The sequence below is a fragment of the Streptococcus sp. GP0011 genome (assembly GCF_030546305.1).
GTDB lineage: Bacteria > Bacillota > Bacilli > Lactobacillales > Streptococcaceae > Streptococcus.
The window spans coordinates 58,098-75,425 of sequence record NZ_JAUONR010000006.1; the positions used below are offsets into that span (position 1 = coordinate 58,098).

Consider the following 17,328-nt stretch of genomic DNA (forward strand, 5'->3'; position numbering starts at 1 on the left):
ATCAATAAAAGAAAAGGATTTGAATAGTCCTTTTCTTTTTTATGGTGAAATAGGAACAAGTCCACGTTTTTCAGCTCTTTCCGATGGTATTTTTCCCCTCTTTCCTTTATAATGGGTGTATGGACAAGAAAAAATTATTATTAATTGATGGATCTTCAGTTGCTTTTCGAGCTTTTTTTGCGCTCTATCAGCAGTTGGATCGTTTTAAAAATGCTAATGGCCTTCATACCAATGCAATCTATGGCTTTCAACTCATGTTGAATCATGTCTTAGAGCGGGTTGAGCCCAGTCATGTTTTGGTAGCCTTTGATGCAGGTAAGACGACTTTTCGAACAGAGATGTATGCAGACTACAAAGGTGGCCGTGCTAAAACTCCAGATGAGTTTCGTGAGCAATTTCCCTTCATTCGTGAGTTGTTAGACCATCTTGGGATTCGCCATTATGAGTTGGCCCAGTATGAAGCGGATGATATCATCGGGACTTTAGGCCGTTTGGCTGAGAAGGATTCTTTTGATGTGACAATCGTTAGCGGAGATAAGGATTTGATCCAGTTGACGGATGAGCATACGGTGGTCGAGATTTCTAAGAAAGGTGTGGCTGAGTTTGAGGCCTTTACGCCGGACTATCTCATGGAAAAGATGGGCCTCACGCCAGCTCAGTTCATTGATCTTAAGGCCCTCATGGGGGATAAGTCTGATAATATCCCTGGTGTCACGAAAGTCGGTGAAAAGACGGGTATCAAGCTCTTGCTGGAACATGGTTCGCTCGAGGGTATTTATGAAAATATCGATGGGATGAAGGCTTCTAAGATGAAGGAAAATCTCATCAATGACAAGGAACAAGCCTTTTTGTCTAAAACCTTGGCGACCATTGAAACTCAGGCACCAATTGAGATTGGCCTTGATGATTTGGTATATAATGGCCCAGATGTGGAAAATCTCGGGAAATTCTACGATGAGATGGGCTTCAAACAGCTCAAACAAGCTCTAAATGTTTCGTCGAAGGATGCGCCTGAGAGCTTGGATTTCACTATTGTTGACCACGTCAGTCAAGACATGCTGAGTGCCGACTCTATCTTCCACTTTGAACTCTTTGGAGAAAACTACCATACAGATGATTTGGTTGGTTTTGCTTGGTCTTGTGGGGATAAACTTTACGCTACAGATAAACTTGAGCTCTTGCAGGAGCCGATTCTCAAGAATTTTCTAGAAAAAACACCTCTGAAAGTGTATGACTTTAAGAAAGCGAAGGTTCTTTTAAATCGTTTGGGCTTGAATTTGCAGGCCCCTGCTTTTGACAGTCGTTTGGCCAAATACCTCCTCTCTACTGTCGAGAACAATGAAATTTCAACCATTGCGAATCTCTATGGCCAGACTTATTTGGCTGATGATGAGACCTTCTACGGTAAGGGGGTCAAGAAAGCTATCCCTGAGAGAGAGAAATTCTTGGGGCATTTGGCTCGCAAGGTTTCTGTTTTGGTTGAGACCGAGCCGGTTTTACTTGAAAAACTCAGTGAACATGGGCAGTTAGATCTTCTCTATGACATGGAGCAACCTCTGGCTTTTGTCCTTGCTAAGATGGAAATTGCTGGGATCAAGGTCAAAAAAGAAACCCTACTTGAAATGCAGGCTGAAAATGAGGTCGTCATTGAGCAACTCACTCAAGAGATTTACGAACTAGCTGGTGAAGAGTTTAATATCAATTCACCTAAGCAGTTAGGCGTCCTTCTCTTTGAAAAACTGGGTCTTCCTCTAGAGTACACCAAGAAAACCAAGACAGGTTACTCGACAGCCGTGGATGTGCTTGAGCGACTAGCTCCTATTGCTCCGATTGTTAAAAAAATCCTCGACTACCGTCAGATTGCTAAGATCCAATCTACCTATGTGATTGGTTTGCAAGACTGGATTTTGGATGATGGCAAGATCCACACGCGCTATGTGCAAGATTTGACTCAGACCGGACGTCTGTCTAGTGTAGATCCAAACCTCCAAAATATCCCTGTACGTTTGGAACAAGGCCGCCTCATTCGTAAGGCTTTTGTGCCTGAGTGGGAGGATAGCGTTCTTCTTAGCTCGGATTATTCGCAGATTGAGTTGCGCGTCTTGGCGCATATCTCTAAGGATGAGCACTTGATTAAGGCCTTTCAAGAGGGAGCAGACATCCATACCTCGACAGCCATGCGTGTCTTTGGAATTGAACGCCCTGAGGATGTGACTCCAAACGACCGTCGTAATGCTAAGGCGGTAAACTTTGGAGTGGTTTACGGGATTTCAGACTTTGGTTTGTCTAATAATCTGGGGATCAGCCGTAAGGAAGCCAAAGCCTACATTGACACTTACTTTGAACGCTTCCCAGGTATTAAAAACTACATGGATGAGGTGGTGCGTGAGGCGCGTGATAAGGGATATGTAGAGACCCTCTTCAAGCGTCGTCGTGAGTTGCCAGATATTAATTCGCGCAACTTTAACATTCGTGGTTTTGCAGAGCGGACTGCCATCAACTCTCCTATCCAGGGTTCAGCAGCAGATATTCTCAAGATTGCTATGATTCAGCTAGACAAGGCTTTAGTAGCGGGCGGTTATCAGACCAAGATGCTGTTACAAGTGCATGATGAAATCGTCCTCGAGGTTCCGAAATCAGAACTAGTAGCCATCAAAGTACTGGTGAAACAAACCATGGAAGAAGCCATCCAGCTCAGTGTTCCCCTTATCGCAGATGAAAATGAAGGGGCAACATGGTACGAGGCTAAATAAGAAAGTTATGAAAGAGTTTGAAACATTTGTCTTCAAACTCTTTTTCATGATTTTCTGTAAGCAGTTTTCTTGACTTTTCCTTGTATTTGCGTTACTATATGTCCATATAAGATATGGGAGTCTGTGTACAGTCTGAGAGGAAGTGTTAAACTTCGACCGCACCTGATCTGGGTAATGCCAGCGTAGGGAACGATACTTAGCCGAATTCTGCACCTTTTCCATATATGGAAGGGGTTTTCTTTTTGTCAAAAAGGAAAACCGAGAAGAGGAGGTTTTTATGAAAGCAAGCATTGCCTTGCAAGTCTTACCCCTATCACAGGGGATTGATCGAATTGCTATTATCGATCAGGTTATTACCTATCTGCAAGCTCAGTCTGTAACCATGGTGGTGACACCATTTGAAACGGTCTTGGAAGGGGAGTTTGATGAGCTCATGCGCATTCTCAAAGAAACGCTAGAAGTGGCAGGGCAGGAGGCAGATAATGTCTTTGCCAATGTCAAAATAAATATAGGAGAGATTTTAAGCATCGATGACAAACTTGAAAAGTATACTGAGACGACACATTAGTCTATTGGGTTTTCTAGGAGTCTTGTCAATCTGGCAGTTAGCGGGAATATTCAAACTTTTACCCAAGTTTATCCTGCCAACTCCTTTTGAAATTCTCCAGGCCTTTGCTCGTGACAGAGAATTTCTCTGGCACCATAGCTGGGCGACCTTGAGAGTGGCTTTGCTAGGTCTAGTCTTAGGAGTCTTGATTGCCTGTCTGATGGCAGTGCTTATGGACAGTCTAACTTGGCTCAATGATCTTATCTACCCTATGATGGTGGTTGTTCAGACCATTCCGACCATTGCTATAGCTCCTATCTTGGTCTTGTGGCTAGGCTATGGAATTTTGCCCAAGATTGTCTTGATAATCTTGACGACAACCTTCCCTATCATCGTCAGTATTTTAGATGGATTTAGGCATTGTGACAAGGATATGCTGACCTTGTTTAGTCTGATGCGAGCCAAGCCTTGGCAAATCCTGTGGCATTTTAAAATCCCGGTCAGTCTGCCTTACTTTTATGCAGGTCTGAGGGTTAGTGTCTCCTACGCCTTTATTACAACAGTGGTATCTGAGTGGTTGGGAGGTTTTGAAGGACTAGGTGTTTACATGATTCAGTCCAAGAAACTGTTTCAGTATGATACCATGTTTGCCATTATTATTCTGGTGTCGATTATCAGCCTTCTCGGTATGAAGTTGGTCGATATTAGTGAAAAATACGTGATTAAATGGAAACGTACTTAAATAGAGCGTTTTAGAAAAAGAAAAGAGGAAATAAAATGAAGAAAACATGGAAAGTGTTTTTAATGCTTGTAACAGCTCTTGTGGCTGTCGTGCTGGTGGCTTGTGGCCAAGGAACTGCTTCTAAGGACAGTAAGGAAGCGGAACTCAAGAAGATTGACTTTATCCTAGACTGGACGCCAAATACTAACCACACAGGGCTATACGTTGCCAAGGAAAAAGGTTATTTCAAAGAAGCTGGAGTGGATGTTGATTTGAAATTGCCACCTGAAGAAAGCTCGTCTGACTTGGTGATCAATGGCAAGGCGCCGTTTGCTATCTATTTCCAAGACTACATGGCTAAAAAATTGGAAAAAGGAGCAGGGATTACTGCCGTTGCTGCTATCGTTGAACATAATACATCTGGAATCATCTCACGCAAATCTGACAATGTCACCAGTCCAAAAGACTTGGTTGGTAAGAAATACGGAACTTGGAATGACCCAACGGAACTGGCTATGTTGAAAACCTTGGTAGAATCACAAGGAGGAGACTTTGAGAAGGTCGAAAAAGTACCAAACAACGACTCAAACTCTATCACACCAATTGCCAATGGCGTTTTTGACACTGCTTGGATCTACTACGGTTGGGATGGTATCCTTGCCAAATCTCAAGGCGTAGAGGCTAACTTCATGTATTTGAAAGACTATGTCAAGGAGTTTGACTACTACTCACCCGTTATCATCGCAAACAATGACTATCTAAAAGACAACAAGGAAGAAGCTCGTAAAGTCATCCAAGCCATCAAAAAAGGCTACCAATATGCCATGGAGCATCCAGAAGAAGCTGCAGATATCCTCATCAAGAATGCACCTGAACTCAAGGAAAAACGTGACTTTGTCATCGAATCTCAAAAATACTTGTCAAAAGAATACGCAAGTGACAAGGAAAAATGGGGACAATTTGATGCAGCTCGCTGGAATGCCTTCTACAAATGGGACAAAGAAAATGGTATCCTTAAAGAAGACTTGACTGACAAAGGTTTCACTAATGAATTTGTAAAATAATGACAGAAATTAGACTAGAACACGTAAGCTATGCCTATGGCGATGAAAAGATTTTAGAGGACATCAACCTGCAGGTGACTTCGGGTGAAGTGGTTTCTATCCTAGGTCCAAGTGGTGTTGGAAAGACCACTCTCTTTAACCTAATCGCTGGGATTTTAAAAGTCCAGTCGGGGAGAATTGTCCTTGATGGCGAGGAAAATCCTAAGGGGCGCGTGAGTTATATGCTGCAAAAGGATCTCCTCTTGGAGCACAAGACGGTGCTTGGCAATATCATCTTGCCCCTCTTGATTCAAAAGGTGGATAAGGCGGAGGCCATTGCCCGAGCGGATGAGATCCTTGCGACCTTCCAGTTGACAGCTGTACGGGATAAGTATCCTCACGAACTCAGTGGAGGGATGCGTCAGCGTGTAGCCTTGCTCCGGACCTATCTTTTTGGGCACAAGCTCTTTCTTCTTGACGAAGCCTTTAGTGCCTTGGATGAGATGACCAAGATGGAACTCCACTCTTGGTATCTGGAGATTCACAAACAGCTACAGCTGACGACCCTCATCATCACGCATAGTATCGAAGAGGCCCTCAATCTCAGCGACCGCATCTATATCTTGAAAAATCGTCCTGGACAGATTGTCTCTGAAGTCAAACTAGATTGGCCCCAGAACGAAGACAAGGAAGTCCAAAAAATTGCCTACAAACGACAAATATTAGCAGAATTGGGATTAAATACGTAGCCTTTTAGGAAATTAGAATATATTAAATACAAGCGAAATCCTTGCTTGTATTTTTTATTTCAAAGCTGATGAACATGCATGATTAGGCTTAATATTTAAAGAAATGGTAAGTTAATATAAAAATAAATAAATTTTAGTTGACATTTTGTAATAGAACTGTATAATATAATTGAACCATTATAGACAATAAGGAGGATAATGTGGTGAAAAAGAGAACTAGTAAACTCTTTCATGGCTTGATGGCCTTGCTACTGGTTGTGTCGGTCTTTTTGCCTGCACTAAGACTTAATGGAGTAGTTAGTGCTGCCGAAAAAACTGAATCAGAGTACACTTTGACTACAGAGCCGACGATTAATACGAACCGATTAGTCGATCATGCCAAATATGGTGAAGGTAAGTTCTATCTTAAAACAACTTACGCATTCCCAGACAATGTAACTCTGAATAACGGTGATTTCATGGTTTATCACGTTCCAAATGAGTTCAAAATCGAAGTAGATTCTACTACAGATTTGAAAGCTCCGAACGGTGATACGATTGCAACGCTGACAACAGAGAAGGCAACGAATACTGCTAAGATTACAGTAACAAACGAAGAGTACTTTAAGAAGTTTAATGAGAACAAACAAATTGTTGCATCATTTACTGTAGTATGGGCAGACCATGTTGAAAAGAATAAGGAATATGAAATCAACATTCCTGGTGCAGGAGTTTATCATCTGACTCGTATCGTTCCAGACGTTGACCCAACTGGATTTACTAAATGGGGAGTTCAAGACTCAGACGATCCTAACTATGTAAACTGGCGTATCCGTGTTAACCGCTATGCAAAATCTTACACTGGTGTAAATATCCAAGATACTATTCCTGATGGACAAGTTCTTGCAAGTGAAATCACTGGTTACTACTTCCCAGACTGGGAAAATGGTTACGGAAGAACAAAATTGGATAGTGCTCATGTTCAAGTGACAGATAAGAACCATTTCTCAATTACACCTAATGGTGATGGAACTCTTGATCATAAAGGTTTGTTCATCCTATACCGTACTCGTTTGACTAAACCAGTTGACCAAGTTACTAAACGTGTACTAAATAACGTGTCGGTAACTACAAACGAGGAAGCTCAACCAATTGATTTTGAAGGTTTTGCACCAATTACCACAACAGACGGTATTGGTGGAGGCGCCAAATCGGATGAGGTAGCTATAGAAGTAACTAAGAAACTTGAAGGTAAAGCTCTTGAAAAAGATGCATTTAGTTTCCAACTTCTAGATGACAAAGGTAATGTTTTACAAACTGTCAAAAATGATGAGAATGGTAAAGTGAAGTTCGAGGCAATCAAATACAAAGAAGCAGGAACTTTTAAATATACCATTAAAGAAGTTAATGATAACAAACCTGGATACACTTATGATGCGAACGTCCTTAAAGCGACTGTAACAGTAGAAGATGTTTTGGGTGAAAAATTAGCAAGCGTCAAATTTGAAGATTCTAAGAAAGAATTTACAAACACATACGCTGCTAAAGAAGCAAAACTTCAACTTGAAGCTAAGAAAGTCTTGAACGGTAAAGCTATTGAGGCTGGTCAATTTGAATTTGAGTTGAAAGAAAACGGAGCAGTTCTCCACACTGTTTCAAACGATGCAAACGGTAAGATTCAATTCCCAGAACTTAAGTTCACACAAGAAGAAACCCGTACATTCACTATCTCTGAAAAAGCAGGTGATGTAGCCGGAGTTGAATACGATCCAAATGCTTATGAAGTAAAAGTAGTCGTTAAAGATAACGGTCAAGGTCAACTTGTTGCAACACCAGATACAAAGAACATTACTTTCACGAACGTTTATAAAGCTAAACCAGCAAAACCTATTATCATCACAGCTACTAAAGTCTTGAACGGTAAAGAGCTTGAAGCTGATAAATACGAGTTTGAACTTAAAGAAAAAGAAAGTGACAAAGTCGTTGCGACAGCTAAAAACGCTGCAGACGGAACTGTTACTTTCAAAGAAATTGAGTTCGCAACAGCAGGTGACTACACTTACACTATCACTGAAAAAGCAGGTAGCGAAAAAGGTGTGACATACGATACTGCTAAACACGAAGTTAAGGTAAAAGTTACAGATAACGGTCAAGGCCAACTTGAGGCGGCTGTTACAGGTGACAACCCAACCTTCACCAACACTTATAAAGCGGCTACAACAAGTGCTACTATCACGGCTACTAAAGTCTTGGAAGGTAAAGCTCTTGAAGCAGGTAAATATGAATTTGAACTTAAAGAAGGTGACAAAGTAATCGGAACAGCGACAAACGCAGCAGACGGTACTGTTACTTTCGAAGATATCACGTACACAGCAGCAGGCAACCACACATACACTATCACTGAAAAAGCAGGTAGTGAAAAAGGTGTGACATATGACACTGCTAAACACGAAGTTAAGGTAGCAGTTACAGATAACGGTGCAGGCCAACTTGTTGCGACTGTAACTGATAACAACCCAACTTTCACCAACACCTATAAAGCAGCTTCAGCAAAAGCTACTATCACAGCTAAGAAAGTCTTGAATGGTAAGGCCCTTGAAGCTGGTAAATATGAATTCGAACTTAAAGAAGGTGAAAAAGTCGTTGCGACAGCTACAAACGCTGCAGACGGTACTGTGACTTTCGAAGATATCACGTACACAGCAGCAGGCGACCACACATACACTATCACTGAAAAAGCAGGTAGCGAAGCAGGTGTGACATACGATGAATCTACTCACAAAGTAACAGTAAAAGTTACAGATAACGGTGCAGGCCAACTTGTTGCAACTGCAACTAACAACAACCCAACCTTCACCAACACTTATAAAGCCGCTGAAACAAAAGCTACTATCACGGCTACTAAAGTCTTGGAAGGTAAAGCTCTAGAAGCTGGTAAATATGAGTTTGAACTTAAAGAAGGTGACAAAGTCGTTGCGACAGCTAAGAATGCTGCAGACGGTACTGTGACTTTCGAAGATATCAAGTACGCAGCAGCAGGCAACCACACTTACACTATCTCTGAAAAAGCAGGTAGTGAAGCAGGTGTGACATACGACACTGCTAAACACGAAGTTAAGGTAGCAGTTACAGATAACGGTCAAGGCCAACTTGTTGCGACTGTAACTGACAACAACCCAACCTTCACCAACACTTATAAAGCTGCTTCAACAACTGTAAATATTACCGCTAAGAAAGTCTTAGAAGGTAAAGCCCTTGAAGCAGGCAAATATGAGTTTGAACTTAAAGAAGGTAACAAAGTAATTGGAACAGCTACAAACGCTGCAGACGGTACTGTTGCTTTCGAAGCAATTAAGTATGCAGCAGCAGGTGAGCACACTTACACTATCTCTGAAAAAGCAGGTAGCGAAGCAGGTGTGACATACGATAAATCTACTCACAATGTAACAGTAAACGTTACAGATAACGGTGCAGGCCAACTTGTTGCGACTGTAACTGACAACAACCCAACCTTCACAAATACTTATGTTGCATCTTCAACACAAGTAACTTTCACAGCTAAGAAAGTCTTGAACGGTGATAAAGAGCTTGTAAAAGATCAGTTTAAGTTTGAACTTAAAGAAGGTGACAAAGTAATCGGAACAGCTACAAACGCTGCAGACGGTACTGTTACTTTCACAGCAATTGAGTACAAAGAAGCAGGTGAGCACACTTACACTATTACTGAAGTAAAAGGTAACGATGAGAATATCAAATATGATGAGAATTCTTACAAAGTGACAGTAACAGTGACAGATAATGGTGCAGGCAAACTTGTAACAACAGTTACAGGTAACAACCCAACAATCACTAACACGTATACTGCACCTAGCGAAGAAAAGCCTAAGGAAGATCCTAAGGGTGAACAGCCTAAGAGAGATTTGCCAAATACTGGTGGAGCAGACTTTACAGTATTCTCTACTATTCTTGGTCTAGTTCTTGCAGCTTTGGCAGGACTTGTATACCGTGCTAAAAAAGTTGACTAATCTTAACTTTGAATAAAGCAAAATGATGGTGACCGTTTTACGGTCCCATCTTTTTGTTTTGGGTAGTTTATAATAATCTTCGCAACTCGCTCCCTTTTCCTTTAAAAAAATCAAAAATTTCGGTATAATAGTCAATTATACCGAAATCATTCTATAATCGTTGATACATAAGGGTTTTATGTATCGCTTTTTTTATTTTGTGGACTTTTTTAAGAACTTTTTATTTTTTCGAGGGCAGTTTCAAAGAATGAGACTGCTCTTTTTTGGTTTTCTTTTGATAAATGGCTGTAAGTATCCATAGTTACAGATATTTTTGCATGGCCAAGCCGTGTCTGTATTTCCTTGTATGGCAGGCCAGCATTAAGCAAGATACTAGCGTGAGTGTGGCGGAAAGCATGAAAGCCTAAATCAGTACAGTTAGCGTTTTTTAAGTGCTTATGTAGGCGATAATCAACCTTTCGAGTATTGACATAGTTGTCAAAGCTATCAGAGAATACTTTCTCATAGGTTAAGCCAATGTTTCTACCGTTTTCTGCTTGTCTTGCTCGGTAGAGACGAAGCATGAGTACTGTTTTATGATCTATATCTAAAACTCTATAGCTTGATTTTGTCTTAGGAGTGTTTACCTGGTTTAAAATGTTGAGTGTTTTGTTAATATCGATCGTTCCGTTCTGCAGGTCAATATCAGACCATTCCAGGGCAAGACATTCACGGATGCGCAGTCCAGTAGCTAGGAGCGTTTTATAAAGCACAGTATCATAGAAATTGATAAAGGTATTCTCCAGGTTATCGAGATAGGAGAGGAAGTTTTTAAGTTCCTGATCTTGAAAGTATTTAATTTCTTGTTTATCTCTAGTTATCTTTCTAGGAATGACAATATCACGAGCAGGGTTATTGTCTAATGCTTGGATAGAAACCCCATACTGTAGAATACGTTTATTTAAGGCGTGAAGGTGATTGTATTCTTTATACCCCGTTCCGTCCTGATTATACTCATCCGCCCACTTATTTACTTGAGTTTGGATAATAACAGGAGTAAGTTTATCTAGTTTGTAAGTACCAAATGAGGGCAAGAGGTAGTTATTTAAGCAACCTTTTATCTTAATCTGCGTATTGGTCTTTACGGTATGCTGGTAGGTTTGCCAAAACAAGTCCACAAGTTCGCTATAGGTTGTTATATGTGAGCGTTGTTTTCGTGTAGAGCCGTTTTTCTCAAATTCTACCTTAGCCTGGGTGGCTTTGTTTTTGAGTTCTTTTTTTGTTCGTGCTGATATAGTAGTCTTGACCTTTTTTCCAGTCACAGAATCAATGCCAAGATAGATACTAGAGCGGTAGACTGTTGATCCGTCTTTTTTCGTGTGTTGTGTAATTTTCATGGGTTTAACTCCTTTTCCATCAGCAGGCAAGCAATTAGAAAAGGTTTTGAGTTTATGCCATGCGAGGAGCTACGAGAACCCTTCTATTTTCGATTTTAAGAGGACGGATAGTAAAATATACCAGAATAGGAAACAAGGTTATATAGAGCTTGTAGAGGCGTTAAACTTAATTAGTGAAAAATCCTAATCAAAGTATTTATTAATTTTTAATATTTGTAAAAAGGCTCATTGATTACAGCTCGAAACAAAGCACAAAAGGAGCTTCGTTAGAGGCTCCTTTTGGTAGGTCGCTACTGCAACCATTCATAAGATTAAATTAAGCTTAATCCATTTGAAGCCATTTGTCAACTTTAAATTGATATTTTAAGTAAGAAGACTGGAGTAACTTTAGAATTTAAAACTATTTAAGCGAAGTTTGTCAATATATCTTCTTCTTCTAAAAATTTAGTATGAGGCAACAGTAAAATTTTTGCTTTGGTATTTTCTTCAAAGATTGCCTTTGTTTCTACCATTTTTTCAAACTTATGACTTGTGTCATCAATAAGTGCAACATATTCTGCATTATGTTTATGATTTTGGAGAATTCTAGTATCCATTGCAAGTAATTTTGCTCTGTTAAGATCATTACCATTTGAAATAGTTCTAATCAATTTTTCGTTTTTCCGTGTAGGGATTGTAAAATCAAATTGAACTGTAATTCCTTCTTTACCAGAAAACGAAGTTCTGCTTGTAAAAAATACTTCTCTTTTTCTTAAAATTTCCTCGACTTCATCATGGAAAATATTCTTTACATTTTTATCTTTTAATACAATCATATCATTTACTTGCATGATTGTTTGAAGAAGACGTTGTTTAGCTAGAGGAAATTTTTCCAAGCTAGTAGTTATACAAAGTTCGTTATTATTTAACTCAGTGCCTAGACTACTCACAATTGTGTTTAGAATATTGTTTTTATGTAAGGTTCGGCCGTTTAAATTTACGCCGTGACTTTTTAGGTTGTTGATAGTCCAGCCGTCATCTGTTAAGGTAACTCGACCATTGTTCAAGAATTCAGCATATAGAATGATATGGTCAAAATCGTTATCTAAAAAAGGAGTACTGATTTCAACAGTATGATTGTCAAGGTCAGCGAAGCGATACTCTTTCATAAGCCAGTCGAAGTATACTTTTTTCAATGTGTTGGACTTATTCATTATCTTTCTCCTTTCTTATATTTGTGTAGGATATAAATTCCGTAAATACATCTATTATCTGATTTACATTAGGGAAGTTAGAATCTTTCAAAGGTATTGCAATGGAATCTCTCTTGTCGTGTTTATTGGAATAGATATGTATATGACTACCAATAATAACTTTTCCATCAGGATTAATGTGTCTGTTCGATGGATGAATGTCAACTCTAACTATGTGGTCGTGAAAATCTTTTAGTCGAAGATGTATGCTGAAACGTTCATTGTTTAATCTACCTCGAAAGATATGAAGAATATATTGGATATCATCATCGTCAATTATAGTCTCGTCCACTTCTATTTTACCAAACATTGCGGAAATGGTGTTGTAAATCTGATCAAAAGTTAGCTGATTTTTAGGATGTTTTAATCTATTTATAATTTCTTGCACTTGTGCATCATCTAAGTTTGAATAATTCATTTTATCTTTCTTTATAAATACTTATGTTTTTCTTGTTGTACAAAATAAATTCTGGAATTACTATTTTAGCAAGTAAAGTATATTTTTAATTTTTATCTTTGTTCCGACTTGTCACTTTAAGGGTATAGTCATTGTATTCTTCTTGTAATTCACTAAAGTAATTTGGCTATATTTCAGCAAATGAAGAGAACTCATTATTAAATGTTAGGTGACTATTCTAATTATCTAAACAGAGAAAAGCTTAGATATCAGGAAAGAGTTTATATAATCTTCTCAAATACCATTGTAGCCTGGATACGGTCACCACCACCCAGTCCTTTACTTCCACCATTGGCGGTTGTGATGGTATGCAGGCGATAACCTTTTGAAGCTTGTTTATTGATAACATCTTCTAATTCTGTAAGGTTTCCTGATCCAGTGCCGAAAAACTTTTCTTTCAAAGTTACCTGAAGGACAACGTAGTGTAGTCCATTTACTCCAGATGCAGTAGAAAAACTACCTTCTTGTTTTACAGTGTCAAAAAATCCCATGGGGCTTACTCCTTTTATTATGTTAGTAATTGATAAAACTTAGTCAATGATTTTTTTGTATTGTTCGAATTGTTCTTCTATTGCATCTTCCTTGTAAAGTATATTAGATATTTTAATTAATCCTTCAGTTGGCATATAATTTAACTTTACAGAGTACATAGATTTAAGCTTTTCTACATCTGTTTCTGTGTACCTGTAATCGGAATTCAGTTCAGATAAATCTTGTAATTGATAAAAAATCATTTCTATTTGTTTATCAGATAAAACGATATCACTTAGTGTAATAAAGTCTAAAAATCTAACAAATGCTTCTTTGTTCATCCTCTCCATAACATTGTTATGGAAATTGATTTCATCTTCCGTAACATCATCAATATTGAACCCTAAAAGATATCCAACACTGACTCCGAATATATCCGCTAGTTGCTGGGCTTTTTCGGGTTTTATCTGGCTTTCTCCGTTTTCCCAACTTTGCAATGTTCTTAGAGGTATACCATTATCTTTAGCAAAAGCTACTTGCGTAATTTTATCTCGTTTTCTCAATTCCTTTAATCTATTCATTTATATCAACACCTTTCAAAGAGTATTATATCACGTTTTCAAAATCTAAACGCAAAAAAATCGCATATTTTTTAAAAAAATGATTGACAACGCAAAAAATAAGCGGTATAATTCAAAATGTAACGCAGATATCTTGCGTTATAATTCGACACTTTTCAAATTATTCAACTGATATTTTCCAATAAAGGAGGTTTAGTACTATGAAAAATAACATGAGATTGTTATTAGCCAAGCAACGTAAGAAAACCGCTGATGTTGCAGAGGCTACAGGAATTTCAAAAAGCACTTTAACGGCTTTGTACTATGAACGTGCAAAGAATCCAAGTATTGATACGTTAAAAAAAGTATCTAGTTACTTGGGCGTTACACTGGATGAATTTCTAGATACGAAAGAATAGAAAGGAGCGAACCAATCACGATTTTAGTTTATATTTACAGACTTCTTGCATGGTGCTTTACCACTGGGGATTGATAAACGGTTCTAGCTAAATATTTGCTAGAGTGATTTGCTTGCTACCTATGGCAGTATCAAGGGTTTGTAGGGGTTTATTCTCTCCTAAATTTTCCCTACCTCAATGATTTACTTTGGTACTGTTTTAGGTGGCAAGCACGAGCAACAAGAAGAAAGGAGCGAACCAATGGAATTGGTTTATATAGACGGCAAGAAAGAGCCGTATACTACGAGCGAGATTATCGCTGAATGTGCTGAAGTACAGCACCATACTATTACACGCTTAGTCAGAGACAATAAAGCTGATTTTGAAGCGTTGGGAATACTTGGATTTAAAATCCATAAATTAGATAAGAGAGGGCAACCGAAAAAAATCTATCTTCTGAATGAGCAACAGGCAACCTTGCTGATTACTTATCTGAAGAATACCGAACCAGTACGGCAATTCAAAATGAACCTAGTCAAAGCCTTCTTTGAAATGCGTGATGAACTTTCTAAACGCTATCTTCAAAGAGAACTGGAAAAGCCAAAGCGTAAAAGCTTAACCGAAGCTATCCAAGCATGGGAGAAAGCACCTAAGCACGCCTATAGTACCCTTACAAACTTACTACTAAAGGGAGTGACAGGGAAGAATAAAGCGCAACTCATGAAGGAGCGAGAAAGTAAGAACGGCATTGATGGCTTGACAAGTGTAGAGCTGACAAACTACCAACGTTTGGAAGATATGGCAATAGCTATGATTAACTTGAATAGGGGGTATTCAGAAATTAAGGAATTAATTTTTAAAGTATAGGAGTATAGAAAATGGGAAATGATTTTAAGACAGTTACAAATACCAAGGGGTTAGAAATTCCTAAGTATCCCAAGGATTTTAAAAAGCTAGTTGAGAAAGACAGACAACTAGCCGAATATCTTTGTATGAACTACGAGAACTTGGACAGTGAAGACCTGGGCGTATTTCTTGAAACAGTAGAACAGGGAATTAGTTGGATTCTAGATCTTATCGAAAGTAAAGACTTGCTTTATAAACCAAAGTCAGGTAGTAATCATGCAAAAAGAAAATAAAAAAATCACTTGCTCAAATTTTAGACGAGGCGAGCAAGCGACAAGATTAAGGATATAGAAATTTTTTCTATGCTCTGATTATAGCAAAAAATATCTATTCTATCAAATACCTAAAAAAACCGAAGAGCAGGCAAGCAATTAGAAAAGGTTTTGAAAATCAAGTGCTGACAGGGTGATTCTAAGACCTTGTTTAGCTGAAAGATGGGTAATTACTCACGAAACACCGCTACAAGCGTTCGCCAACTTGGGGCAATCGCCCAGCGTTTGGAGTGGTGAAGCATACCATATAGAAAACAGGCAAGAAAAAGGACAAGGAAAGGCTAATGGAGAAAAATATGACTCTAGATCTAGATAACATGACACAATCAGAATTTGACAACCGAATTACTGAAATCAAGGATAGAAATCCGAACCTCTTTCAGTTCATCATTGACTTTTTAGATGATAAAGTAACTCCAGAAGAGGTGTACGACTTTCTGAAGATGGAGCGAAGCTATCAAGTAAATTATATCAAGAATTACAAAGCGAGGGCATAGCATGAATGAACTAGAATTAAGCAATACGCAGTCTATTGTCTTTACTTTGCTACTGCTTGGCCTACTACTTTATCTAAACCGCCGAGACCGCAAAAAAAGCGCCCAAATCGAGCGAGAAAGTACACAGACGATAGAAACAACTAGCGAGGATTTAAGCCCTGATTATGGGCGATATATTCAGCTTGCAGCGGTTAAGCCATGGGGGTACTAATATGTTTGAAAAAATGATTGAAGATTTAAAGTCTAAGATTTTGGAAGCAGTGGAACGGTATTTAAAAAGCCATGAGAAAGTACCTCAAAAAAGATTAGATTTGATCAGTAAGGTGGAACTAAAGGAAGAACTGGGCATAGGAGATAAAACCTTGATAAAATGGGAAGGTGCAGGACTACCGCAGTATATACCGCCTATTGAAGATACTAGAAAAGCGTATTATAAAATCTCAGACGTTTTAAAGTTTTTGGGGGTAGATGATGGCAAAGACTAAAATATATTTTTGGTTAAAAGTTGATAAGAAGTTTTTTGATAATCTTTTTATTAAACGACTTAAAAATATGCCTGGTGGCTACACTATGACAGTGATTTATATCCGTCTTATGTTGGAAAGTTTAGAAGATGATTGTATTTTGTACTATGAGGGGTATTTTGATAATTTGGTACAGGAGCTAGCCTTAAAATTGGATGTGTCCGAGGATGATATAAATATGACAGTTGCATATTTTACAAAATGCGGACTGATTCAGATAGACGATGATGGCCATGCTACATTATCGCAAGCAAAAGCCATGGTTGAGAGTGAAACAAACTGGGCGAAATATAAGCGAGACCAAAGAAAAAATAGTCAAGATATACCAAAATTGGAGAATGTCCAAAATAAAAAGACTATTTCCAACTCATGTCCAACAGAGATAGAGAAAGAGAATAGAGTTAATAGTAAGAGTAATAATTTATATTTAGATAATATATTGTCGGGAAATCCCGACTTCACTTTTCCTACTTGGCTTGAAGAAACAGCTATAAAAGATTTAGAGAAAACAAAACATAAAGAACTTTGGATTCCTATTGCTTATCTGAATCAAGTAGCTAATAAGCGGTATAAGTTTGTTGACAAGACTAAAAGGCTTTTGCTAGCACGATTCAAAGAAGGCTATACACTTGAAGATTTTAAACAGGTGATAGATATTAAAACGGCAGAATGGAAGGATAGTCCTGAATTTTCTAAATATCTGAGACCAGAAACACTTTTCGGATCTAAGTTTGATGGTTATTTGAATCAAAAGCCTAAAACCATAAAAGGGAGGTCAGAAGACAACTTCCCAGACCTACCATTTTAGGAGTTGCAAA

The 17,328-nt window shown here is 38.5% G+C and carries 18 protein-coding genes and 1 riboswitch; of the genes, 13 read left to right on the top strand and 5 right to left on the bottom strand.

Annotated elements, in window-relative coordinates:
- Positions 1-119 precede the first annotated feature (119 nt).
- The 6 genes from polA to Q4443_RS07590 all read left to right on the top strand — a co-directional run bounded on the left by polA (position 120) and on the right by Q4443_RS07590 (position 9,817).
- A complete protein-coding gene (gene polA, locus Q4443_RS07565) occupies positions 120-2,753 on the top strand; it encodes a DNA polymerase I (RefSeq protein ID WP_049518864.1) in 2,634 nt (877 codons plus the stop codon).
- A gap of 103 nt (positions 2,754-2,856) precedes the next feature.
- Positions 2,857-2,959, top strand: a riboswitch (TPP riboswitch).
- Positions 2,960-3,030: 71 nt separating this feature from the next.
- On the top strand, positions 3,031-3,321 hold the full coding sequence (locus Q4443_RS07570) for a thiamine-binding protein (RefSeq protein ID WP_049518863.1): 291 nt from the start codon (positions 3,031-3,033) through the stop codon (positions 3,319-3,321).
- The gene (locus Q4443_RS07575; RefSeq protein ID WP_080978789.1) at positions 3,284-4,042 is read left to right on the top strand and encodes an ABC transporter permease; all 759 of its coding nucleotides are present in this window, start codon (positions 3,284-3,286) and stop codon (positions 4,040-4,042) included. The genes Q4443_RS07570 and Q4443_RS07575 overlap by 38 nt, the downstream gene beginning before the upstream one ends.
- A gap of 35 nt (positions 4,043-4,077) precedes the next feature.
- Positions 4,078-5,085: an ABC transporter substrate-binding protein gene (locus Q4443_RS07580; RefSeq protein WP_000754526.1), complete on the top strand. Its 1,008-nt coding sequence runs from the start codon at positions 4,078-4,080 to the stop codon at positions 5,083-5,085.
- The gene (locus tag Q4443_RS07585) at positions 5,085-5,813 is read left to right on the top strand and encodes an ABC transporter ATP-binding protein (protein ID WP_000136209.1); all 729 of its coding nucleotides are present in this window, start codon (positions 5,085-5,087) and stop codon (positions 5,811-5,813) included. Before Q4443_RS07580 ends, Q4443_RS07585 begins: the two co-directional genes overlap by 1 nt.
- Before the next feature lie 203 nt (positions 5,814-6,016).
- Positions 6,017-9,817: an FctA domain-containing protein gene (locus tag Q4443_RS07590; protein WP_303408226.1), complete on the top strand. Its 3,801-nt coding sequence runs from the start codon at positions 6,017-6,019 to the stop codon at positions 9,815-9,817.
- Between the two features lie 209 nt (positions 9,818-10,026).
- Here Q4443_RS07590 and Q4443_RS07595 read toward each other — a convergent pair whose 3' ends face one another.
- From Q4443_RS07595 to Q4443_RS07615, 5 genes are all read right to left on the bottom strand, one after another.
- Positions 10,027-11,193, bottom strand: coding sequence for a site-specific integrase (locus tag Q4443_RS07595; RefSeq protein ID WP_049518862.1), 1,167 nt, complete (start codon positions 11,191-11,193; stop codon positions 10,027-10,029).
- A 404-nt stretch (positions 11,194-11,597) separates the two neighbouring features.
- Positions 11,598-12,386, bottom strand: a complete 789-nt coding sequence (locus tag Q4443_RS07600; protein ID WP_049510244.1) for a DUF1828 domain-containing protein — start codon at positions 12,384-12,386, stop codon at positions 11,598-11,600.
- Positions 12,379-12,843 carry a hypothetical protein gene (locus Q4443_RS07605; RefSeq protein WP_049510243.1) on the bottom strand — a complete coding sequence of 155 codons (465 nt, stop codon included), beginning with the start codon at positions 12,841-12,843 and terminating at the stop codon, positions 12,379-12,381. The genes Q4443_RS07600 and Q4443_RS07605 overlap by 8 nt, the downstream gene beginning before the upstream one ends.
- A 260-nt stretch (positions 12,844-13,103) precedes the next feature.
- On the bottom strand, positions 13,104-13,373 hold the full coding sequence (locus tag Q4443_RS07610) for a DUF4177 domain-containing protein (protein ID WP_004261908.1): 270 nt from the start codon (positions 13,371-13,373) through the stop codon (positions 13,104-13,106).
- 39 nt (positions 13,374-13,412) lie between these two features.
- On the bottom strand, positions 13,413-13,934 hold the full coding sequence (locus tag Q4443_RS07615) for a helix-turn-helix transcriptional regulator (RefSeq protein ID WP_049518861.1): 522 nt from the start codon (positions 13,932-13,934) through the stop codon (positions 13,413-13,415).
- Positions 13,935-14,134: 200 nt separating this feature from the next.
- Between Q4443_RS07615 and Q4443_RS07620 the strand changes: the two genes are divergently transcribed.
- The 7 genes from Q4443_RS07620 to Q4443_RS07650 all read left to right on the top strand — a co-directional run bounded on the left by Q4443_RS07620 (position 14,135) and on the right by Q4443_RS07650 (position 17,318).
- Entirely contained in the window at positions 14,135-14,332 is a 198-nt protein-coding gene (locus tag Q4443_RS07620; protein WP_007518115.1) for a helix-turn-helix transcriptional regulator, read from the top strand.
- A gap of 240 nt (positions 14,333-14,572) precedes the next feature.
- Entirely contained in the window at positions 14,573-15,178 is a 606-nt protein-coding gene (locus tag Q4443_RS07625; protein WP_049518885.1) for a Rha family transcriptional regulator, read from the top strand.
- 11 nt (positions 15,179-15,189) lie between these two features.
- Positions 15,190-15,450 (top strand): hypothetical protein, encoded by a 261-nt coding sequence (locus Q4443_RS07630; RefSeq protein ID WP_049518860.1) that lies wholly within the window; start codon positions 15,190-15,192, stop codon positions 15,448-15,450.
- A 335-nt stretch (positions 15,451-15,785) separates the two neighbouring features.
- Positions 15,786-15,986: a hypothetical protein gene (locus Q4443_RS07635; protein WP_049490570.1), complete on the top strand. Its 201-nt coding sequence runs from the start codon at positions 15,786-15,788 to the stop codon at positions 15,984-15,986.
- A gap of 1 nt (position 15,987) precedes the next feature.
- On the top strand, positions 15,988-16,197 hold the full coding sequence (locus Q4443_RS07640; protein WP_049490556.1) for a hypothetical protein: 210 nt from the start codon (positions 15,988-15,990) through the stop codon (positions 16,195-16,197).
- A gap of 1 nt (position 16,198) precedes the next feature.
- Positions 16,199-16,471: a hypothetical protein gene (locus Q4443_RS07645; RefSeq protein ID WP_049490554.1), complete on the top strand. Its 273-nt coding sequence runs from the start codon at positions 16,199-16,201 to the stop codon at positions 16,469-16,471.
- The gene (locus tag Q4443_RS07650) at positions 16,458-17,318 is read left to right on the top strand and encodes a conserved phage C-terminal domain-containing protein (RefSeq protein ID WP_049518859.1); all 861 of its coding nucleotides are present in this window, start codon (positions 16,458-16,460) and stop codon (positions 17,316-17,318) included. The genes Q4443_RS07645 and Q4443_RS07650 overlap by 14 nt, the downstream gene beginning before the upstream one ends.
- The last annotated feature ends 10 nt before the right edge of the window (positions 17,319-17,328 follow it).